Source organism: Noviherbaspirillum sp. (genome assembly GCF_035627455.1).
Lineage (GTDB): Bacteria > Pseudomonadota > Gammaproteobacteria > Burkholderiales > Burkholderiaceae_D > Noviherbaspirillum.
In genome coordinates, this window is sequence record NZ_DASPLS010000013.1 from 40887 (window position 1) to 63097 (window position 22211).

A 22211-nucleotide genomic window follows, 5' to 3' on the forward strand; every position below is an offset into this window, starting at 1 on the left:
CATGTCGCCGCCTTCCGCGCACCACGCTCATCCCGATCCGGCCTGGCACGGCAGGGTGGCCGCCATCGTGCTGTTCCTCGCCGTGCTCTGGCCCTTGCTGGCGTGGAGCGAATTCAAGCCCTGGCTGCTGCTGGACGAGCAGAGCCTGCGGGCGACCGGACGTTTCCTGTCCGCGTTCGTGCCGCCGGCGCACTCCCCTGAATTCCTGCTGCTGGTGGCGCAGGCGACCTGGGAAACGATTGCGATGGCAACCGCGGGCATGGCGCTCGCGCTGCTGGGCGCGATTCCGCTGACGCTGCTGGTGACGGAACGGCTCTCGCTGTCGCGCCTGGGGACCGGGCGCAGCGGGATCTTCGGCCAGGCAATCCGGCAGACAGTGCGCTGGCTGCTGGTACTGCTGCGCAGCGTGCCGGAACTGGTATGGGCGCTGCTGCTGGTTCGCATCGTCGGCCTCGGCCCCACCGCCGGAGTGTTCGCGATCGCGCTTACCTATTGCGGCATGCTCGGCAAGGTCTATGCGGAAATTCTCGAGTCGTCCGACGCGCACGCCACCGAAGCCTTGCTGCGCAACGGCAGCGGACGGCTGGCGGCGCTGCTCTATGGTGCATTGCCGGAAGCCGCGTCGGAGCTGGTGTCCTACACCGTTTACCGCTGGGAATGCGCGATCCGCGGCTCGGTCGTGATGGGCTTCGTCGGCGCGGGCGGCCTCGGCCAGCGGATGGATGAATCGATGAAGATGCTGGCCGGCGGCGAAGTGTCGACCATGCTGCTGGTGTTCGTGCTGCTGGTCGCGTGCGCGGACGGCGTCAGCAAGTTCTGCCGCAGGAGACTCGCATGACAAGCGAAGTGCGCTCCTCCATGCCGCCCGCGCAGCGGGTGCGGCTGTCGACCATGGCGCTGCTGGCGGGAATGGCGGCACTGGTGATCGCCAGTTTCGCGACGTTGCCGTTGCAGTGGCAAGCGTTTTTCACGATGGATGCGCTGCGCACCACGCGCGAATTCCTGCTCGGCTTCGCGCCGCCGGAGCTGGGCATGCCGTTCCTGCACAAGGTGACGGTCGCCACTGCGGAAACGCTGTCGATGTCCGCGCTTGGCACCGTCATCGCCGCCCTCCTGGGCATGGTGCTGGCGCTGCCCGCGAGCGGCAGGTTCGGGCGCACCGCGCGCGGCGCGACGCGGCTGCTGCTCAACGCCTCGCGTTCGATCCCGGAACTGGTATGGGCGTCCATTTTGCTGATCGCAGCCGGGCTCGGCCCGTTTGCCGGCACGCTGGCCCTGGCCGCGCATACCACCGGCGTGCTCGGGCGCCTGTTCGCCGATGCGCTGGAAAACTGCTCGCCGCTGCCCGAAAGCACGCTGCGCATCAATGGCGCGCGCCCGCTGCCGGCCTTCTTTTACGCGACCTTGCCGCAGGCGCTGCCGCAGATGGTGTCGTACACCCTGTATCGATGGGAAAACAATATCCGCGCTGCCGCGATCCTGGGCGTGGTCGGGGCCGGCGGGCTGGGGCAGATGCTGAAGTACCACCTGTCGCTGTTCCAGATGCAGGCGGCGGCCACCGTGATCGTTGCCATGCTGGTGCTGGTCGCGCTGGTGGATGCGGCGAGCTTTGCGCTGCGGCGCTGGATGATGCGCTGAAAATGAAAAGGGCAACGCGCGCGAATGCGGCGTTGCCCTGGATACGGTGTGTCCGGCGCGCGCAATTGCGGCCGCGACGCAGGATCAGCCGTTGACGGCGTCCTTGAATGCCTTGCCTGCGGTGAACTTGACCGTCTTGGCAGCAGCGATCTTGATTTCTTCGCCGGTACGCGGGTTGCGGCCGGTGCGTTCCGCGCGCTTGCCGCTGGCAAAGCTGCCGAAGCCGACGAGCTGCACGGTCTTGCCTTCTGCAACGGACTTCACAATGTTGTTGATGACGGAGTCGAGGGCACGCTGAGCGGCAACCTTGGACAGGTCGCAATCCGCTGCAATTGCATCAACCAGTTCAGTCTTGTTCATTAATGTTCCTCCTGAGAAAAGGAGCAGATTCTAGCATCTGCCCCGGGCATCGTCTGTAGATATTTTTCCACAGCCGGCAGAATCCGGCAGGGTTGCAGGATTGTCATTGAATCTGTCGGCGGCGTGTGCTTCAGTAGCGATACGCCCGGTCGTTTTCCACCCGTACCCTGGCACCAACCTGCAGATCCGACACGTTGTCTTGCGTCAAGGTACGGTAGCCGCCGTTATCCATGCGCACGCCGACCTGGTAAGCATTGTGCGCCCGGTTGCGCTCGATTTCATGGCCGACCATCGCGCCGCCGATCACGCCGGCGACGGTGGCCGCCTTCTTTCCCCGGCCGCCCCCGACCTGGTTGCCGAGCATGCCGCCGACCACGCCGCCGATGACCGCGCCGGCGCCGATACCGCCATTGCCGGCACCGCCTTGCTGCAGCATCTGGATGGAGTCGACGGTGCCGTAACTGCCGTACGCGGGGGTGGAGGCCGGATAGGTCTGCACCGGGACCGGGTAGGAACCGGAAGCCGGATAGGGACTGTAGCCCGGACTTGCGCATCCGCTCAGGATGGCGGCGCCCAGCAGGACGCCGGACGCCAGGGATGGGGTTTGTTTCATGCTTACCTCGCAATAGGAGGAATCATTAAACGCGAAAGCCCGGCCCCCTTCCAGTGTCGATTGGTAAGGAGTGAAACAAGTTGTATCGATACAAGATGTCGCGTACAGGCGCAATTGTCCTTCATCATGAAACACGGCGCTTCGTCACGCGATAATCGGCAGGACGAATGGTTTCCGGATCCGGCGATGGACAAGGGACACGCACCTCCAACGACATTCCTGCAGCGCCTGCGCGGCCTGGTGCTGGGCGCGGTGGATGAATGGTTCAGCGACCGGGCTTCCAGCATGGGGGCAGCGCTCGCGTTCTACACCTTGTTTTCGCTCGCGCCGGTGCTCATCATCGTGCTGGCCATCGCCGGCGCGATTTTCGGCGACGATGCGGCGCGCGGCGCCATCTTCCAGGAACTCAACGGACTGGTCGGCCCTTCCGGGGCGGAGGCGATCCAGTTGCTGCTGGCCAATGCGCGCAATCAGAAGGCCGGCCTGATCGCGACGCTCGCCGCGCTCGGTTTGCTGGCCGTCGGTGCGACCACCGTGTTCGGCGAACTGAAGGACAGCCTCGACGACATCTGGGACGTGCCGCGGTCGCACCAATCGGGCATCCTGGCGTTCATCCGCACCCGCCTGCTGTCGTTTTCGATGATCCTCGTGCTGGCCTTCCTGCTGCTGGTCTCACTCACGATCAATGCGGCGCTTGGGGTGGTGGAAAAATATCTCGGCGGCTTCTGGTCCGACGCCACCTATATCCTGCTGCCGGTATCGTCCGCGATCTCGTTTTTCGTCATCGCCGCGCTGTTTGCCGCAATCTACAAGCTGCTGCCGCAGGTGCGGCTGCCCTGGCGCGACGTCTGGGTCGGCGCCTTCGTGACGGCCGGACTGTTCATCATCGGCAAGAAAGTCATCGGCGTCTATCTCGGCAACAGCAACTTCATCACCAGCTTCGGCGCCGCCAGTTCCATCATCGCGCTGCTGCTCTGGGTGTATTACTCGGCGCAGATCTTTTTCCTCGGCGCCGAGATCACGCGGCAATATTCGCTCTGGTTCGGCAGCCGGCGGCATCTTGCGCCGGACGCCGCCGGGCAGTCGCACAACTCGAGTTGAGCGCGCAATGCATGCGCAGGGCGTGACACCGCTAACCTGCGTTCGCCGTGCCCCTATCCTCCAGTTGCGCGTGGTAATGCACGATGCGCCAGATCGCGTATTCCGCGCCCGCCTTGCGTACCGCATTGCGGTCGCCATCGAAGTGGCGGGTTTCGGAAAACACTGCCGTCGTGCCGTTGTGCTCGAAGGCCCAGGCGAAGCAGATCGTCCCGGGAGGAATGCCATCCTGCGCGGACGGGCCGGCGATACCGGTGTTGGCGACTGCCGCGGTGGCACTGCTGTTGCGCAGTGCCCCCTCCGCCATTTCGCGTGCCACCGGCTCGCTGGTCAGGTTGTATTTGTCGATCGTGGCCGGATTGACACCAAGGATGCGGCACTTCGCCTGCGGCGCATACGTGACGTAGGCGCATTCCAGCCAGCCGCCGCAGCCCGGTACGTCGCCGAGGATGGCGGCAACCAGCCCGGCGGTGCAGGATTCGGCGGTGACCAGCGTCAGCTTGTTACGTTCAAAATAATCGGCGATGCGTTCCAGATTTTCCATAGGCTTGTTCGTCAGGGCGATATCACGTAGTCCGGTTCGTCGGAAGCGGCGCGGCGCACGGGGCGATCGGTCTCGCTGTACTGCCGCGCCGTCGCCATCAACCATTGGCGGAACACTTTCAGCGGCAGCGATTCCGCCTTGTATTCCGGATAGACCAGGAAATAGCTCTTTTCGTTGCGCAGCCCGATGTCGCAGGGAATGACCAGCTGGCCGCTGGCGAGTTCGCCGAGCACCAGGATGCGCGGCATCAGCGCGACACCCAGGCCGGCGCGCGCCGCCTCGACCAGCATCGAAAAAAGCTCGTAACGTTGCCCCTTCATGCTTGGCACGTCATGCACGCCGGCCTGCACGAACCAGTTCCGCCACGCTTCCGCGCGCGCCGACTGGTGCAGCAGCGGCAGCGCCGCCAGCTCCGCCGCACGCAACGAGGCGCGCCCCTGCATCAGGCGCGGGCTGCACACTGGCATCATTTCCTCGCCGAACAGGTGGTGCGCGACCGCCCCCGGCCATGCCGGACTGCCAAAGTGGATGGCCGCATCGAAGATGGTGTCGTTGAACATGAAGGGTTCGGCGCGCGTGGTCAGGTTCAGCGTGATCTCCGGGTGCTGCGCATAAAATTGCGGCAGGCGCGGAATCAGCCAGCGCGTGGCAAAGGTCGGGATGACCGCCAGTTCGAGAATGCCGCCGGCGCCGCGGCGCGCCATCGCGGCCAGCGTGTCGCGCTCGATGCGCTCCAGATGCTCGCGTACCTGCTTCGCATAAATGCGGCCGATGTCGGTCAGGCTCAGCCGCTTCTTCACCCGGTTGAACAGCGGGACGCCAAGATACTCTTCAAGACAGGCAACCTGCCTGCTGACCGCGCTCTGCGTCAGGCACAGCTCGTCTGCGCTGCGCGTAAAACTTTCATGGCGGGCGGCGCACTCAAACGCAATCAGGGCTTCGATACTCGGAATTCTTCTTCGCACAGGACATTCCTCAGGCGCACGACATCGCCACTTTTCATGTGCAGAGCCGGCGCGGCCGCAACAATCGCCTCAACCGCATTGCATCGCACCCGCCGACTATAGCGTGCCGCCCCTTCGCCCGGCTGCGCATTCGCGGCGCGGTTGCGGTGCATCAATCGCTCCCCCGCCGTTCACGACGGGAGATGACATCGGCACCGAAACCTTGCCGACGAAGTTCGAGCCGAACAGACGCCAGTTCATCCAGCAGGCGCCCCAATGGGAATGCGTTCCCCACGAGCTGGTGTCGCGCGTCCTAGTCACACCCGGCGTGGAACCGGAACAGGAATGACGGCCGCCGTGGGAGCGCACCGCCGGAGGTGACGTGTCGAGTGCCCGCTATTTCGTCTCGAACGTGGTCACGCCGTCCCAGTCCGGGCCCGGAGGATGGTCACGGTAGTATGCAATCCGCTCGAGATACAGCGTATAAAGCAGGTCGTCCGGCTGGGCCGCATGCAGGGCCTGAAGTAGCTGCCCGGCACGCTCCCATTGCTGTTCGCGTACCAGGCGCAGCGCGTCATGCCATTGGTCGAGCGTGGCCCGCTGCGCGGCATCGATGCCGGCGTCCAGGCCGAGCGGCTCGAAAATCGGCACCGGCTCGTTCTTTCCCTTGACCCGCACCCGGTCCAGTTCGCGGTATGCGAATTGCGGTGCCGCCCGCGTGGTCGCATCGCCGACCGCGATGCCGACGCCGTAGACCTTGGTGATGCCTTCCAGGCGCGAACCGAGGTTCACCGCATCTCCCATCACCGTGTACGCGCGCCGGATCTTCGATCCCATGTCGCCGACCCGCATCTCGCCGGTATTGAGGCCGATGCCGATCTTCAGCGGCGGCCAGCCGCGCGCGATGAAATTCTCGTTGAGCGCGCGCGCGGTTTCCTGCATCTTCAGCGCGGTCGCGACCGCCCGCGCCGCATGATCGGGCAGTTCGACCGGCGCGCCCCAGAATGCCATCACCGCGTCGCCGATGTACTTGTCCAGCGTGCCGCGGTTGCCGCGGATATCTTCCGACATCGCGGTCAGGTAGATGTTGATGTATTCGCGCAAGGCGTTCGGATCGAGCCCTTCGGAAATCGTGGTGAAGCCGCGGACGTCGCAGAACAGCACCGTGAGGTCGCGGCTCTCGCCTTCCATGCTGTAGTTTTCCGGGTTGGCGGCCATCTCTGCCACCAGCTCGGGGGCGACGTATTCGCCGAACAGGCTCACCATCGCCCTGCCCTTGCGGTATTCGAACAGGTAGCCCCAAGCCACGTTGAACACGAACAAGGCGATCACCAGCAGCAGCGACGCAGCAACCGGCACCACCCAGTTCAGTTCCTGGTACATCCAGTAGTTCGTCCCGATCACGCCGGCGGCCGCGCCCAGCGACACCAGGATCGAAAGCAGCGGCGTCAGCACCGGCAGCAGCAGGCCGAGCAGGATGCCGACCACGACCGCCTGCACCAGCTGCAGCCCGACGCTGAAGTCCGGCTCCTGCTTGAAGTCGCCGTCCAGAATGGAAGTGATGATGTTGGCGTGCATCTCCACGCCGGGGTAATCGATGTTCACCGGTGCCGGCCGCAAGTCCTTCAGTCCCGCGGACGTCGTGCCGATCAGCACGATGGTATCCGCGAGCAGGTCGACCGGAGCACGGTCCTTCAGCACGTCCACCGCCGACACGTAGCGGTACTGGCCGCCGCGCGGCCCGCCCGGTCCGCGGTAATTGATCCGCACGGTCAGGTTGCGGTCGAGCGGGATGTAGGTGGCCTGCGGCTTGCTGTTCAGGCGCAGCGCCTTCAGCGCGCCGTACTCGAGGTGGGCGTCGCCGGAGAGCCGGGTTTCCTTCTCGCTGAACAGGATAGGCTTGATCCTGCTTGCGCCCAGGCCGACCCGCGCGGTGGCAAGCGCCAGCGATTCGTAGTAGTTGTCGCCGACCTGTGCCAGCAGGATCAGGCGCCGGATGTTGCCATCCGGGTCCGGCGTCGGATTCATGAAGCCGCCGGCCTTGGCGGCGCCCTGCAGCTCTTCCAGGTTGCCGGTAAAGGACTGGTAGGCCAGCGAGTCGATCTGCGCGCCGCCGAGATCGGCGACGGTGAACGCGGGCGCCGGCAGCAAGCCCTTGGTAATCGCGGTCGGCTCGTTGGACAGGAAATAGCCGAGCACCGTCGGCCGGCCGTCGAGCGCCGCGGCCATGCGCGCATCGTAGTCGAACACCGGCCTGAGCTCGCGCACCCGCCGCCCGAAACCGGACACATCCTTGAATTCCTTGCGTGCCAGCGCCTCCAGCGTGCCGTAGCCGGAACTGGTGTCCTTCTCCGAAAAGATCACGTCGAAGCTTATTGCGCGCGCGTGGTATCGGCCGTCGAGTTTTTCGATCAACTGCGCGACGACATCCCGGCTCCATGGCCAGCGTCCCACCTCGGCCAGGCTTTTTTCGTCGATGTCGACGATGACGATGCGCGGATCGAGATCGCCGCGCTGCACGCGCATGCGCGCGTCGTACAGGAAGACGTCCATCCGGTCAACCAGGGTGGCCGGCAGGTACTGCAGGATCTGCAGCACCGCCGCAAGCGTGAGCAGCAGCGCGATGGCCCAGCGGAAACCGAAACGGGAAAGGAGGCGGCGCACGATCACTCCCGGCGCAAGGGACGGCGCGGGTCAGGGCACATAGCCGGGTATCCTGCTCTCGTCGACCTCGTCGATCTGCGACGGATCCATGAAGCGCTCCGCATATTGCAGGTAAACCTTCTTGCGCACGAAGATGTCGAACAGGTCGGGATCGATGTGACTGCGCTCGCAAAAGCCGCCGAGGATTTCGAGCGACTCGCTCAGCGTCTTGCCCTTCTTGTAAGGGCGGTCCTTCGCAGTAAGCGCTTCGAAGATGTCGGCGATTGCCATCATGCGCGCCTGCACCGACATCTGGTCGCCGCGCAGGCCCCGCGGATAACCCTTGCCGTCCATCCGCTCATGATGGCCGCCGGCGTACTCCGGCACCGCCTGCAGGTGCTTAGGCCATGGCAGCGACTCCAGCATGCGGATGGTGACCGCGATGTGGTTGTTGATGATCTCGCGCTCCTGCGCATTCAGCGTGCCGGCGCGGATCGTCAGGTTCGCGATTTCATCCTCGCTCAGCAGGTCGCGCTCGAAGCCGTCCGGTCCGGTCCAGCGGTAACGGGCGATCTCGGTCACGCGCGCCTGCGCTTCGGGGGACATCGCTTCGGAGCCGATGTTGGCAAAGCGCAGGAATTCACGGTCGTCATCCAGCCGCGCGAGTTCCGCCGACAAGCCGCGGTTGATTTCCTCATGCCGCTTCGTATCGTTGCCGGCGGCCAGCTTGGCCTTCAGCGCGCGGATTTCGGCGTCGCGCTTGAGCACTTCGAAGCGGGCATCGACCAGATGGATGCGGTCGAACAGCGCCTCCAGCTTGGTCGCCTTCTCGACCACGTGCACCGGTGTGGTGATCTTGCCGCAGTCGTGCAGCAGGCCGGCGATCCAAAGCTGCTTGCGGTCGCCGGGGGTCATCCGGAAGCTGGCCAGCGGCCCGCTGTCGGCGTCGTGCACCGCGTCGGCCAGCATCATCGTCAGTTCCGGTACATGTTCGCAGTGGCGGCCGGTATGCGGCGATTTTTCGTCGATGCCGATGTTGATCAGCTTGACGAAGGATTCGAACAGGTTTTCCAGCAGCAGGATCAGCTGCTGGTTGGTGATCGCGATCGCGGCCTGGGACGCCAGCGCTTCGATGAAACGCTGGTCGGTGTCGGAAAAGGCGCGGGTGTGGCCGGTGGCCGGGTCCTTGGCATTGATCAGCTGCAGCACGCCGATCACCTCGCCCTCATGGTCCGTCATCGGCACCGTGAGGAAGGACTGCGAATGGTAGTTGTACCGTTCGTCGAACCGGCGCATGCCGGAGAAGTTGAACAGGTCCACCTTGTACACGTCCTGGATGTTGACGGAGGTGCCGGTGTTGGCCGCATATGCGGCCACCGCGGACAGGTTCTTGCTGCCGTCGACGTTGACGAGCGGGATGTCGGGAATGTCGATCGTGTGTCCGCTGGCGCCGCCCTGGTACATGCCGAGGGTGTCGTTGATCGAAATGTTGAAGCAAAGGCGCTGCTTGTCGTCGCTGGCGCGATACAGCGTGCCGCCATCGGCATGGGTGATGCCCTTGGCCGCCTTCAGGATCTTTTCGAGCAGCAGCGGGATGTCATGGTTGGTGCTGAGCTCGACACTCAGTTCGGTCAGCCGTTCCAGCCGTTGCGCAATGTCGGTGTAACTGGGATCACTCATACTTTTTCCGGCACAGCCGGCCTCCGCTGCGGGCGCGCGCCTGGAGTGCGCGCCGTTCCCGCCCGCCCTGGTCAAACTTCGGTCATCAGAAATTGAATATGTCGCCGCACTTGAGCGCGCGGAACGCGCGTCCGCCGCCTTCTTCGCCCAGCTCGCGCATGATCCGGTCTTCCTGGCCGGGCTTCAGGTGATAGATCAGGAATTCGATCGAATGCGCGACGGCATGGATATCGTTGATCAGCGCGCGCGGGCAGAAATGCATGGATTTCGCGGCAAGCTCCATGTCCGCGTTGGGGAAGGAGCAATCGACGATGACCTTGGTCAGTTTCCGCTCCTCGCGCAGCGCGCTCCATAGTTCCGGCGTCGAGGACATGTCGCCCGAGAACAGGAAGCCTGCGCGTGCGTTGTCGACCATGTAGGCGACCGAGCCCGCGGTATGGTTGACCGCATGCGGTTTCACCGAGCGCGCGCCGAGCGTGACGGCTGCGCCGGGCGCGATCGCGTGCCAGACCAGGGAAGGATGTTCGGAATTGGGGATTGCGGCGAAATCGGGCCAAAGGACCCAGTTGAACAGGTGCTTTTTCAGGGACGCGATCACGGTTTCCGTCGCATGCACCGTCACAGGTCCGGATTTCTTGCCCTGCACCGCGTCCACCAGCAGCGCCAGCCCGGTCACGTGGTCGAGATGGCAATGCGTGATGAACACATGCTCGATGCGTATGAGCTGTTCGATATCGAGGCTGGCAAGGCCGGTGCCCGCATCCAGCAGGATATCGTCATCTACCAGCAGGCTGGTGGTGAGCCGTTCACGGCCTCCGATGCCCCCTGCACATCCAAGTACCTGCAATTTCATGTTGCGACGCCGGGCGGACCCAGGCAAATTGTTGTGTGCTGCGCATCATGCGAGCCCGGCAGCATGGCCGGGGTCGCGCATACCGCGGAATGCGACCTCATGACGCCCCTCCCTTTGCTTTTTTGAATGATTGTAGACGGAATCCGCAAGCTTGCGGCTTTTTCGTCGAGGCAAAGAGGATGGACATGCTTAAGCTTGCTTCCGTGATACATTTTCGCAACGCGATCCATTATCATTGGGAAGCTCGCCGAAAGGCGGAATCATACACGAGACCACAACACCATGATCCCATGCGCACCGGTCCCGGCGCCGTCCGCCGGGAATGACGCGTTCGCAGCCCGCCGCTCCTCCCGGCCGACGAACCGGCTCCCTGTCACTCGCGGCGTTGATATTTATGAAACAAGCATGAGGGACCACATCCAATGAGCGCGGTACTCGGCACTCCCAAGTCCCTGGACGACACCAATATCCGCCTGGCATTCTTCAAGAAACTGCAGGCCGTCACCAACAAGATCCACGCCACCAGCAACCTTGACGAGATCATGCTCGACCTGTCGCAGGACATCTGCGACCTGTTCGGGGCCGACCGGCTGACGCTGTATGTCCTCTCCGACGACAAGACCTGCATCGTCTCGAAGATCAAGACCGGCCTGAATTCCTTCAAGGATTTCAAGCTGCCGATCTCCTCGCAAAGCATCGCCGGCTATGCCGCGCTGGCGCGCCGCGTGATCAATATCCGCGACGTGTACGACGCAATGGAACTGAAGTCGCATTCGCCCGAGCTGAACTTCCAGCGCGGCGTCGACCAGGCCACCGGCTACCGCACCAAGCAGATGCTGGTGGCGCCGCTGATCGACGAAACCAGGAACGAACTGCTGGGCGCGGTGCAGCTGATCAACAACCGCAGCGGCGAGGCGTTTTCCGTCGTCGCCGAGGAGGGCATCAAGGAACTGTGCAAGACGCTGGCGATCGCGTACACCCAGCGCCTGAAGCCGGCGCCGCTGATCCGCTCCAAATACAGCGTCCTGGTCGAGGAAGCGGTGCTGTCGGCGGCGGAACTGGAACTGGCCACGCGCTCCGCACGCCGCAAGAGCGACGACATCGAGGAAATCCTGGTCAGCGAGTTCCAGGTCAAGCCGGCCTCGATCGGCCAGGCATTGTCCAAGCATTTCGGCGTGCCGTACGAACCGTTCAGGGCGGACCGCGTGAAGCCGGCCGACCTGCTGAAGAACCTCAAGCGCGAATTCGTCGAGCAGAGCCAGTGGATGCCGATCGAGGAAGGCCCGGAAGGCATCGTCGTGCTCGCGATCGATCCCGAGCATGTGCGCAGCGCGCGCGTGATCAACAACGTGTTCCCGAAGGCGAAGCTGGCCTATCGCGTCACGACGCAGCGCGACTTCAAGCAGACCGTCGACCAGTTCTTCGGCGCCGAAGCCGACCTGACCTCCGTGGGCGACCTGCTGTCGGGCATGGAAGAGGCGGGCGACGAGGAAGGCTCCGAGCTGTCGGAAGCCGATCTGTCGGCGGCAGCCGAGAACGAGCTGGTCAAGCTGGTCAACAAGATCATCATCGACGCCTACCGCCAGAACGCGTCCGATATCCACATCGAGCCGCGGCCGGGCAAGGAAAAGACCATGATCCGGTTCCGCAAGGACGGATCGCTGGAACCCTATATCGAGATCCCGGCCAGCTACCGCAACGCGCTGACTGCGCGCATCAAGATCATGTGCGATCTTGACATCTCCGAGCGCCGCAAGCCGCAGGATGGCAAGATCAAGTTCAAGAAGTACGCGCCGCTGGACATTGAACTGCGGGTGGCGACGATCCCGTCGGCCGGCGGCGTCGAGGACGTGGTGATGCGTATCCTCGCCGCCGGCGAACCGATCCCGCTCGACAAGCTGGGCGTGCTGCCGCACAACCTGGAACGCCTGAAGAGCACGGTGAGCAAGCCCTACGGCCTGTTCTTCGTGTGCGGTCCGACCGGCTCGGGCAAGACCACGACGCTGCACTCGGTGCTGCACCACCTGAACACACCGGACACCAAGATCTGGACTGCGGAAGACCCGGTCGAAATCACGCAGAAGGGTTTGCGCCAGGTGCAGGTGAACCGCAAGAGCGGCCTCGATTTCGCAACCGCGATGCGCGCCTTCCTGCGCGCCGACCCGGACGTGATCATGGTCGGCGAAATGCGCGACAAGGAAACCGTGTCGATGGGCATCGAAGCCTCGCTCACCGGCCACCTGGTGTTCGCCACGCTGCATACCAACAGCGCGCCGGAATCCATCATCCGCCTGCTCGACATGGGCATGGACCCGTTCAACTTCGCCGATGCGCTGCTCGGGGTGCTGGCACAGCGCCTCGCAAAGCGGCTGTGCTCGAACTGCAAGATGGCCTACGAGCCGTCGCCGGAGGAACTGCGCCTGCTGCTGGCCGAGTACTGCGAGGAACTGAAGAATACGGAATCCTTCAAGGACCAGAATGCCGGCATGCAGGGCGTACTGAACGGCTGGAGGAAGAACTACGCGGACGCCGGCGGCAAGTTCAAGCTGTACAAGGCGGTCGGCTGCGACCAGTGCAACGGCGGCTACAAGGGCCGCGTCGGCCTGCACGAGCTGATGATCGGCACCGACCGCTTGAAGCGCCTGATCCAGGAGCACAGCCGGGTGGCGGTGATGCTTGCGGCGGCGCTGGAGGACGGGATGCTGACGCTGAAAATGGATGGCATCGAAAAGGTGCTGTCGGGCATTACCGATATCAAGCAGGTGCGGGCGGTTTGTATCAAGTAGACGGAGTGTGCCGCATGCACGGAGAACCGTAGCGTGGGTGGGGCCGCCGAGGTAGAGCGCAGCGAAACCCGCCATGCACCCACGTGTACGGCTTTCGGTGGGTTTTGCTACGCTCTACCCCGGCGCCCCCACCCTAAGCACTTGCTTGCGCGCCGGTCAGGTAATGACCGGAACGTTACGCCGCTCCGGCCCGAGGTATTCCACCAACTGCCCGCTGGCGCCGCGCAGCCGCTGGCTCATCAGCTTTGAGAGCCGAGTCAGGATCTGCACGGCCAGCGCGGGCCGGTCATGGATGATGCGGTTGTAGCTGTCCCTGGTCAGCAGCAGCAACACGCTTTGCTCGGAAGCGATGCAGGTGGCCGAGCGCGGCTCGCCGTCGACGATCGACATTTCCCCCACGGTCTTGCCGCGGGTGATCTGCACGATGCGGTGCGGCTTGCCGTCCTGGTCGTACTTGAAGATCTCAACCTCGCCCTTGACCAGCAGGCACATGTAGCTGCCGGGCTCGCCTTCCTTGAAGATGATGGCGCCGGCGTCGACCTGGTAGCACTGCATGTAGTTCGCCAGCCCTTCGACATCCTTCCAGTCGAGATCCATGAACAGCCGGGAATCGGCAATCATTTCACAGATCTCGTCCTTGAATGCGGCGCCCGCCCCCACCAGTTTGAAACTGTCTGCCACGCGGCTGGGTGTCATGTTGCTCTCCCCTTCGTTGGGCGCGGTTCTACCTGACCTCGCAGTCGACCGCTTCGGAATTCTGCGCCGTGCCGCCGCTGCCGTGCGGTCCGGTGGATGCCTGGAACTGCGGCGGCGGCGTGAACTGGATACCCGGGTCGGCCGGCAGCGTCACCGGCGGCAGGCTGAAGCTTTGCGCATGGCCGAACTGTCCGGCGCCGATGTCCTGCGAGCCGCCGCCGTTGCTCAGGTTGACCATGCCGTCGATCACGTGCACCCGCAGGCCGGTCAGCGTGCCGTCGTCGGCCTGCGCGACGCGCAGCGGCAGCACCTGCAGCGGCACCGGCTGCGGCATGTCGCTGCGTGCATCGGCGTAGCTGCCGGCGTTCACCGGCGTCATTGCCGCCAGTGACGCCATGCCGTAGGATGCGACCGCCTTGTCATCCGGCGCCACATACTCCGCGATGAAGGTCGTGCCGCGAATGCCGATGGTTGCCGTCGGCGTGTTCATTCCGAACTTTTCCTTGTTGCGCTTGCCCAGCGTGCCGGTGACGGCGCGCAGGCCGCCCTTGACCAGGTTGAACGCCGCGCTGTCCTTTTCCGGCTTGTCTTCCTCAAAGCTGAAGTCGTCGATCTTCAACTGCGTGCCCGGCTTCAGCGTGATTTCGCTGTTGTCGATGAACTTGATGCGGGCATAGGTGCTCTTTTCGCTGATCAGCGTGTCGCCCTGCTCCACCGCCGACTTCAGCGACAGCACCTTGGCGCTGCCGTCGGCCTTCTTCGCCAGCAGCGGCCCGCTCAGGTTCACCACCGTGCCCACGGCCTGCGCTGCCCATGCCCCCGCCGACAGCAGCAGCGAGGCCATGAACAGCAGCGTCTTAGTTGCAATACATCTTCTTGGCTGTTTCATTTTTCTTCGCTCCGCTGTCGTCCGTGCCGGACGTGGTTTTCTTTTCATCCTTCTTTTCGTCGCCCTTGTCGGACGAGTTTTCCGGCGGCAGCCCGCTGCCGCCAGCGCCGCCGGATGAAGTGCCGCTGCCGGATTCCGGCTTCATCGCCGAGGCCTGGTTCGCGGACTTCACCACGGTGTTGACGGTGGTCGTGACGGTGTCGGAGACGGTTTCGATCACCGTGTCCTTGGTGCCGCTGTCGCTGCCGGGATTGTTTCCGGTGCCTGTCCCGGTGCTCGGCAGCACCGTTTCGCAGCCTGCGGTCTTCGGGTTCAGCGTGCACTGGGTGGCGAGGGGCAGCACCGCGCTGCAGCCTTCCAGGTTCGGGTTGGACGAACACTGGTTCAGCGTCGGCAGCACCGCCGTACAGCCGGCCGTGCCCGGCGCGCTGGTGCAGGTGTCCATCGTCGGCAGGACGACAGTGCAGCCGGCCTGGGCCGGATTGGCGACGCAGCTGTCGAACTTCGGCAGCACCACGCTGCAACCGGTCTGCGCCGGGTTGACGACGCAGGCGTCGATCTTCGGCAGTACCGCGCTGCAGCCGGCTTGCGCCGGGTTGCTCACGCAGCTGTCGAGCTTGGGCAGCACGACGCTGCAGCCAATTTGTGCCGGATTGGTCACGCAGGCGTCAAGCTTGGGCAGTACTGCGCTGCAGCCGGTTTGCGCCGGGTTGGTCATGCAGCTGTCGAGCTTGGGCAGCACAGCGGTGCAGCCTGCCTGCGCCGGGTTGCTGACGCAGGTGTCGAGCTTGGGAAGGACTACGCTGCAGCCGGTCTGCGTCGGGTTGCTTACGCAGCTGTCGAGCATGGGCAGCACCACGCTGCAGCCGGTCTGCGTCGGGTTGCTTACGCAGGATTCCAGCTTGGGTAAAACGCTGCTGCAGCCGGACTGAGCCGGGTTGCTCACGCAGGTTTCCAGCTTGGGCAATACCACGCTGCAGCCGGATTGAGCCGGGTTGGCGACGCAGCTGTCAAGCGTTGGCAGTACCGAAGAACAGCCGGTTTGCGCCGGATTGCTGACACACGCATCGACCGACGGCAGTACCGCGCTGCAGCCTGCCTGTGCCGGGTTGGCCACGCAGCTGTTGAGGGACGGGAGCACCGACGAGCAGCCGCTCGTCGACGGGTTGGCGACGCATTGGTCGAGCGTTGGTGTGACGGTGCCGCCGCCGCCGCCTCCCCCGCTGCTGGTAGGTGCCGACCACCGGATACTGTTCGAGCCCGCGGTGGATCCGGTTCCCGGTTTTGCGCCGTGGGCGTCGAGATCGATGTTTCCGGTCACGTTGTAGGTCAACGTGACCTGTCTGCTGGAATCGCCTTTTTCGATGTTATTCAGGCTGCTGTCCCCATCGACGACGTTTCCTCCCGCTTTGAGGTCGACTGCGAGGCCGGCCCTTACCAGCGGTATATTGATGGAACCGGTTGCATCCAGCTTGACTGTCGAACTGCACGAAGTCACAGAGTGACAGGCGTCTATGCCGGGCTTATCAATAAAAATGTCGTGAGACCCGCCGGTAGTCTTGATCGTGACATCTCCGCCTTTGGAGTTGATCGCGTCATAGCTGATGAAATCGCCGTCAGCCTGAATGTTGATGGCGCCCCCGGCAGAGTAAATGTCGTAGTAGCTGCTGAAACCGCCTGCAACTGCGATGTCGATCACCCCTCCCGTGGCCTCAATAATATGGGCCCCGAGAGACTTGGCATTCTTGAACTTGATCGTATTCCCGTATGCCGAAATATAGTCGACCGAATTGTCCGCCACATTCAGCTCGAATACGCCGCCTGAAGTGGAACCGCCCTTGAGGCGCAGCGCGCCGCAGCCGCTGCAGGGAGTCGCATCGTGTATCGAAGGCAAGGTAATGACATCGCTTGCCGTGCTTTGCTTCACCGTCCCCTTGCTGAGGAATTCGAGGTTCTTGAACGTTGTCGCACTGCCGGAGATAGAAGCCGAGATGGTAATGTCGGTGTTGGCCGCCCCAGCCCCGCCCGAACCGTAGGTGCCGAACGAGAGGGTGTTGCCGATGAATTTGCTGGAGAGGTAAGCGCTGTTAATCCAGAGATCGCTACCGTTGCTCGGGTCCGTCGCGCCGGGAGCGATCAGCATCTTCCTGGCAGTGTCGTACGGCCCGATATTGATACTACCGTAGCTGGTGTTCGCCGTCGTCACGGCTCCCGCCGAAAACGAGTTCGCGATGTAAGCGACCGATTCGGCGTTCACCGCGGCATTCACATTGATGGTGCCGCCTTGCGTATAAACCGTGGCATCCGGCAGACTCATTGCAGCGTTGACATTGATCTCGGCATTTGAGTCGACCCGGAAGCTGAATGCATCGGAAACGATGTCGCCTGCCGCGGGAGTATCCGAACTCGTTTTCAGCTTCGCCGGGTCAATCAATAGCGAGGTGGCCGGGCCGGCTCCCGCGCCGATCTTAATCGATTTCCCGCTCGTTTTCGGCGAGAAAAAGACGCCCCCGAAGGATGTCGGCGTAGGCATTCCCGTCGATTCGACGATGCCCGTCGCGAATGCCGGCAAGCTATCGGTGTAGAACTGGATTCCGTGGGCGGACACGTCGTTCTGGATGGTAATCGCGGGACTGTCGAGAATCAGCGTGGCGACGGGCGCACTGATCTTGTCGCCGACCGTCAAGCTCGTACCATCGGTGATCTGAACGTCTCCCGTCGACCCATGATAGACAGCATAGGTTTCCGCGGCCTCGTCCAGGTCTGCCAGGATCAGTCCGGATCCGGTGTTCTTGATCCTGACGGCACCATCATCATAATTCGTGATGTCCAGCTTCGATGCGTTGATCGCCAGCTGGCTGCTCGAAGTCGGACCATGGATACCGCTGCCCGCCGTGAGGATAACCTGCGACGCAGTGATCGCCGTGCTCGCGCTGCTATCGGACGTGATGCTTCCATACGAAGCGTCGATACTCACCATTCCATTGGCGCCGGTCGCGGAGACGGCACCATTCGGGCTTACAAAGGCGATGCTTCCATTATTGGAAATCAGAGACACTGAGCCGCCGTTCGGCGAGCCGTTGGCAGCCACATCACCCTTGATGTAGATGTCACTATCCGCTTCCACATAGATGTCGCCCGGCGCGGCGGCTGAACTGTTCAAGCCGCCTTCGATCTGGATCTTCCCGTGCGAAGAGGCGAGGTCGATGCTTCCTCCGCCGGTCACAATGGCCGCCGAGGTGGTCAGGTTTCCGGAAGCCGCGATCACGAGCGGCACTGGCGTAGCCGCCTTCAGGATGGCCTGCGTCAGCGTGGCGTCCCCCGTGTGCTCGATATAGACGGCGGATGGGCCGGTGCTGCTGCCACCGATGCTGATATTGGTGTTGCCGGTACCGCCGGGTGACGAAGTATACAGTGGCGAGTTCAAGTCACCGATCGGCCCGGTGCCGCCGGTTGACTGCAGGTAAAGGTTGCTGGCGGTAATGGTTCCGGAACCGACTACGCCTTCGTCTCCTCCATTCAGATGCACATTCCTTCCAGAAATGTCCGCGTCCGCAATCACGCCATACAACGTGGTGGTATTCATCACGATATTGCCCGGCCCGGCACTGACGGGACCGTTCACTCTCAGCCTACCGGACGCGTTCAGGGTGATGTCGCCGTCTGCGATGATTCCGGCGGGAACAGAAGAAATGGACGAACTGCCGACGACTAGCCCGCCGGCGTCGGTGAGAGTGATCGAACTGCCGGTGCCGGTGCTGCGTGCAACGACGGTGCCGTCGAATTTATCGATCTTGATCAATCCAGCGGAATCCAACGCAACATTGGCTCCCTGCACGAAAAGGCCGCCGGCACCGGCACCGGTACCGCTGGTTGAAATTCCAGAGGTGCCTCCAGCCTTCAGCGTGACATCGCCGTTCGTGAGAATCGCCGCACCGTTCAGGCTAATGCCTCCAGCGGTGGACGTCAGGATGAAATCGTCGTAGTCGACTGTTTTGTTTCCGATGATTGCACCTGTCGCGAGCGTGATATCTCCCTTGCTCGAGATCGTGACCGGTCCGTTTTTCGGCTGGAGCTGCACCCCCGGATCAAGGGATACTTTCCCCGTGCTGGCTGTACCATAGGCGTTCGCCTTGAACACCATCGCGAGCGCATCACCAGTATTGATAATGTTCGACTTGATCGTGATGTCGTTGTGTGCATTGAGGATCAGCTTCGCGCCGCTAAGCGCATTGAGGCCGCCGAGAGCGGTTGCAGCGGAACTATCAATCACGATATTTCCGTCGCCTGTTCCGCCGGCAATGCTCGTGTCGATCGTCACCGTGGCCCCGCCGTCAATTGCGGTTTTGATCGCCGTGGCATTTACGGTCGAACTTCCGGGATTGTGCGGCTTGAACGTATCAGGAAGCCCTGCCGGATCGATGTTGCTATCGGCCGTGGCAATCGTGATGTTCTCCGGATCGAGCAACCAGTTGCCCCCCTGCCCCATCGGGGCGGACACATCGGGAGCCTGAATGACGTCGAGATGGTGGTGCGCGGAGGTTTCCACGAATCCGCCGTTACCCGACCCGGTGCCGCCACGTACAGAAATCTTGCCGTAGACGCGCGTCGTGTCATCTGCCCAAACCACTACCTTGCCGCCATCCCCATTTTCAATCGCGTCGGCCTTGATCGTTGCTGCGGCCGACACATGGGACATGGCTGCATTCGGCACTTCCGCGCTCTTCCCCTGGTAATCGCCGCCGATGAGCACCGTGCCGCCGCCCAGCTGGCCGCTCACATCCACCTTCGCATCCCCGGTCAGCGCCACCCGCTCACCCAGCACCCGCAACTCGCCCCCCTTGCCCGCACCGGTCGCCGACGTCACGCTGCCCGCTTCCAGCAGCGTATCCCGGCTCGCCTTCAGCACCACCTTCCCGTTCTCCCCCACCACCGCGCTGTCGGCGTTGATGAAGCCGCGCTGCTTGACCAGCGCGCCGTAGATTCCGGTCTTGCCGCCCTGCGCGATGACCTTGCCGAGATTGACCGCTTCATCCTCCGGCGCGCTGATCACCACCTGCAGGTCGGGGTTCATCGTGTCGACCAGCTGCACGCTGCGTCCCGCCGCGAGCATCACGTCGCCCCTGGGCGAAGTGATGATGCCGCTGTTTTCCACGTTCGGCGCAATCAGCACCACCTGGCCGCCGGCCGGGGTCGTGATCGCGCCCTGGTTCTTCAGGCTGCCGGCCTTGTCGCCCGCCTGGAAGTTCCACTTGCCCTTGATGAAGTCGTCGTTGCCGATGTTGAGGGTGGACGCCACCAGGCCGTTGACGTCGACCTGCGCGCCCTGGCCGAACAGGATGCCGTTCGGGTTGACCAGGAACACCCGGCCGTTCGACTGCAGCGCGCCGAGGATCTGGGACGGATCGCCGCCGGTCACGCGGTTCAGGACCGCGCTGCCGGCGTTCTGCTGGATGAAGCGGGTCAGTTCGCCGGCGTTGATCGAGAAGCCTTGCCAGTTGATGATCGCGCCCGGGGTATTGGTTACCGACAGCACATTGCCCTGGGTGCTGAAGCTGGCCTGGCCGTTGATCACCTGCGGCCCGACCGGGTTGGCCGCCGCGCTGCCGAAACAGCCCGCGACCAGCGCCGTCAGCAGCCGTCGTTGCAACTTCCCCTGGCCGCGCGCGGCGGCCCCGATGTTCTTGCTCATTTCCCGCTCCCGCAACTCAGTACGTCAGGCCCAGCCTGACATGCAACTTGTTCTCGCCCCTGGCCGTCGTCGGGCCGCCGTCCAGCACATGGCCCAGGTCCATCTGCAGCGTCATGTATTTGCCGGCGCTCACCCGCAAGCCGAGGCCGGCGCTGCCGATCGACGCCTTCGCGACTTCGCCCGGCAACGGGTCGTTGCGGCGCACGCTCGCGGCGTCATAGAAAGCCAGCAGGCGGCATTGCGCGGCAACCGTCTGCAGGTCGCCGCACAGGTTCGGGGTGTACACCTCGGCAGTGGCGAGGGTGCCGGTATCGTTGGCGATGTCGCGTTCGCCGAAGCCGCGCACGCTCGAGGCGCCGCCGGCGCCGAACTGCTCGCCGGGAACCAGCGCGTCGCGCGTGTACTGGCCGGATATGCCCACGCGCATCTGCCAGTCGCGCGGCAGCGCATGCAGGTAGCCGGCGGCATAGCGCAGCAGGGTGTAGTCGGCCGGCGCGCCGGCGCGCACCCGGTTGAAGTCGGCGCTGCTTCCTTTGCTGCCGCCCGGGATGTTGCGCATGCCGGTGACGCCGAAACTCAGTTCGCCGCCGGTCATGCCGAGGGTGCCGGTATAGGCGATGCTCAGCGGATGCACTGTCACGTCATTGCCCAGCTGCGCGCCTTGCAGCAGCACGTTGTTGCGGAATTCCTTGTAATCCAGCCCGTAACTCAGGCGCGACTCGAAGTCGCCCACGCGGCGCAACAACTGGTTGTAGCGCCCGCCGACGACAGTGCCGCGTCCGCTGACCTGGAGATTGAAGATGCCGGCAAGCACCGAACCGGAGTCGACGTCGGAATAGCTGGCGAACAAGTCGATGGAGTCGCCCAGCGCATACAGCGGAATGTGGTAACCGGCGCCGTACACGCTTACCTGCTTGGGCTTTTCCAAGGTGGTGGTGTACTGCAGGCTCAGCACATGGTCGCGGTCGAGCATGTTGGCGTGCTGGAACTGGAGCGTCAGCTGCGACTCGCCGGTGTTCTTGCTGCCGCTGTTGTCGAGGCTGGCCGCGAGCCGCCATTGCTTGTCATCAACGACCTTCAGCACCGCATTGACGTCGTCGTCGTTGTTGCCGCTCTGCAACTGCAGCGTGGTTTTCTTGGCAGGGTTTTCGTTGGCCAGCTTGAGGCTGGACGATACCTTGCCGAGGTTGGGAGTGCGGCCCGGGACCAGGTCCGGCAGGCTGCGCCGGATATTGTCGGCGCTGAACACCGTATTGCCTTCCACCCGCAGCTTGCCGAGCCGGGTTTCGACCACCTGCAGCCGGACGGCGCCCTGATTCAGCTCCTGTTCAGGCAGTCCGACCTGCACGACGTTGAATCCGAGCGCGTGGTAGGCGGCCTCGAGCGCTTCGAGCGCTTGCTGCACATGGCCGAAATCGCGGCCCTTGCCGGCATAGGGCGCCAGCAGTTTGTCAATGTCCGCTGGCGCGAGGATGGTATTGCCTTCGACGACGAAACGGGTGATCTCGAATCGCCCGATGCCGTCCTGCTGGTCCGCCGCGAGCACGGGCAGCGCCGAAACGGCGAACGCTGCGCCTGCGACCAGACGCATTAGGTGGTGTCTCATTTGTGAAATCTGCCGGGGAAATACTGCGTTCTTGTCGGCGCGGTTTTAGCGCCCTTTCGATATAGCAACTATACGCACGGACTTGAGATTTCTCAAACAAGTTTCACTTTTGGACAGTCGAAATCTTGCATTTCAGCTATCCAGTGAATGTCGTACGCAACACGACGGG

General features: G+C 63.5%; 15 protein-coding genes. 4 read left to right on the forward strand and 11 right to left on the reverse strand.

Annotated elements, in window-relative coordinates; translation table 11 throughout:
* The first annotated feature begins 1 nt into the window (after window position 1).
* On the forward strand, window positions 2-838 hold the full coding sequence (locus VEC01_RS02000; RefSeq protein ID WP_324898234.1) for an ABC transporter permease: 837 nt from the start codon (window positions 2-4) through the stop codon (window positions 836-838).
* A complete protein-coding gene (phnE, locus tag VEC01_RS02005; RefSeq protein ID WP_324898235.1) occupies window positions 835-1638 on the forward strand; it encodes a phosphonate ABC transporter, permease protein PhnE in 804 nt (267 codons plus the stop codon). The genes VEC01_RS02000 and phnE overlap by 4 nt, the downstream gene beginning before the upstream one ends.
* An 84-nt stretch (window positions 1639-1722) precedes the next feature.
* Here phnE and VEC01_RS02010 read toward each other — a convergent pair whose 3' ends face one another.
* The gene (locus VEC01_RS02010; RefSeq protein WP_324898238.1) at window positions 1723-1998 is read right to left on the reverse strand and encodes an HU family DNA-binding protein; all 276 of its coding nucleotides are present in this window, start codon (window positions 1996-1998) and stop codon (window positions 1723-1725) included.
* A gap of 130 nt (window positions 1999-2128) precedes the next feature.
* Window positions 2129-2611, reverse strand: a complete 483-nt coding sequence (locus tag VEC01_RS02015) for a glycine zipper 2TM domain-containing protein (RefSeq protein WP_324898240.1) — start codon at window positions 2609-2611, stop codon at window positions 2129-2131.
* Between the two features lie 186 nt (window positions 2612-2797).
* Between VEC01_RS02015 and VEC01_RS02020 the strand changes: the two genes are divergently transcribed.
* Window positions 2798-3712 carry a YihY/virulence factor BrkB family protein gene (locus tag VEC01_RS02020; protein WP_324898241.1) on the forward strand — a complete coding sequence of 305 codons (915 nt, stop codon included), beginning with the start codon at window positions 2798-2800 and terminating at the stop codon, window positions 3710-3712.
* Window positions 3713-3743: 31 nt separating this feature from the next.
* Here VEC01_RS02020 and VEC01_RS02025 read toward each other — a convergent pair whose 3' ends face one another.
* The 5 genes from VEC01_RS02025 to VEC01_RS02045 all read right to left on the reverse strand — a co-directional run bounded on the left by VEC01_RS02025 (window position 3744) and on the right by VEC01_RS02045 (window position 10373).
* Window positions 3744-4253: a CinA family protein gene (locus tag VEC01_RS02025; RefSeq protein WP_324898243.1), complete on the reverse strand. Its 510-nt coding sequence runs from the start codon at window positions 4251-4253 to the stop codon at window positions 3744-3746.
* An 11-nt stretch (window positions 4254-4264) separates the two neighbouring features.
* The gene (gcvA, locus tag VEC01_RS02030; protein ID WP_324898245.1) at window positions 4265-5218 is read right to left on the reverse strand and encodes a transcriptional regulator GcvA; all 954 of its coding nucleotides are present in this window, start codon (window positions 5216-5218) and stop codon (window positions 4265-4267) included.
* Between the two features lie 375 nt (window positions 5219-5593).
* Window positions 5594-7864, reverse strand: a complete 2271-nt coding sequence (locus VEC01_RS02035; protein WP_324898293.1) for an adenylate/guanylate cyclase domain-containing protein — start codon at window positions 7862-7864, stop codon at window positions 5594-5596.
* Between the two features lie 27 nt (window positions 7865-7891).
* On the reverse strand, window positions 7892-9520 hold the full coding sequence (locus VEC01_RS02040; protein ID WP_324898247.1) for a GAF and HD-GYP domain-containing protein: 1629 nt from the start codon (window positions 9518-9520) through the stop codon (window positions 7892-7894).
* An 85-nt stretch (window positions 9521-9605) separates the two neighbouring features.
* Entirely contained in the window at window positions 9606-10373 is a 768-nt protein-coding gene (locus tag VEC01_RS02045) for a 3',5'-cyclic-nucleotide phosphodiesterase (RefSeq protein ID WP_324898249.1), read from the reverse strand.
* Between the two features lie 422 nt (window positions 10374-10795).
* Between VEC01_RS02045 and VEC01_RS02050 the strand changes: the two genes are divergently transcribed.
* The gene (locus tag VEC01_RS02050; RefSeq protein WP_324898251.1) at window positions 10796-13159 is read left to right on the forward strand and encodes an ATPase, T2SS/T4P/T4SS family; all 2364 of its coding nucleotides are present in this window, start codon (window positions 10796-10798) and stop codon (window positions 13157-13159) included.
* A gap of 156 nt (window positions 13160-13315) precedes the next feature.
* Here the strand turns inward: VEC01_RS02050 and VEC01_RS02055 are convergent, their stop codons facing one another.
* The 4 genes from VEC01_RS02055 to VEC01_RS02070 are packed head-to-tail and all read right to left on the reverse strand — an operon-like array spanning window position 13316 to window position 22042.
* Complete coding sequence (locus VEC01_RS02055) at window positions 13316-13855, reverse strand: cyclic nucleotide-binding domain-containing protein (RefSeq protein ID WP_324898253.1); 540 nt, start codon at window positions 13853-13855, stop codon at window positions 13316-13318.
* Between the two features lie 28 nt (window positions 13856-13883).
* Window positions 13884-14744, reverse strand: a complete 861-nt coding sequence (locus VEC01_RS02060; protein ID WP_324898255.1) for a FecR family protein — start codon at window positions 14742-14744, stop codon at window positions 13884-13886.
* Window positions 14713-20436 (reverse strand): filamentous hemagglutinin N-terminal domain-containing protein, encoded by a 5724-nt coding sequence (locus VEC01_RS02065; protein ID WP_324898257.1) that lies wholly within the window; start codon window positions 20434-20436, stop codon window positions 14713-14715. The genes VEC01_RS02060 and VEC01_RS02065 overlap by 32 nt, the downstream gene beginning before the upstream one ends.
* A gap of 16 nt (window positions 20437-20452) precedes the next feature.
* Window positions 20453-22042: a ShlB/FhaC/HecB family hemolysin secretion/activation protein gene (locus VEC01_RS02070; RefSeq protein WP_324898259.1), complete on the reverse strand. Its 1590-nt coding sequence runs from the start codon at window positions 22040-22042 to the stop codon at window positions 20453-20455.
* Window positions 22043-22211: the final 169 nt, after the last annotated feature.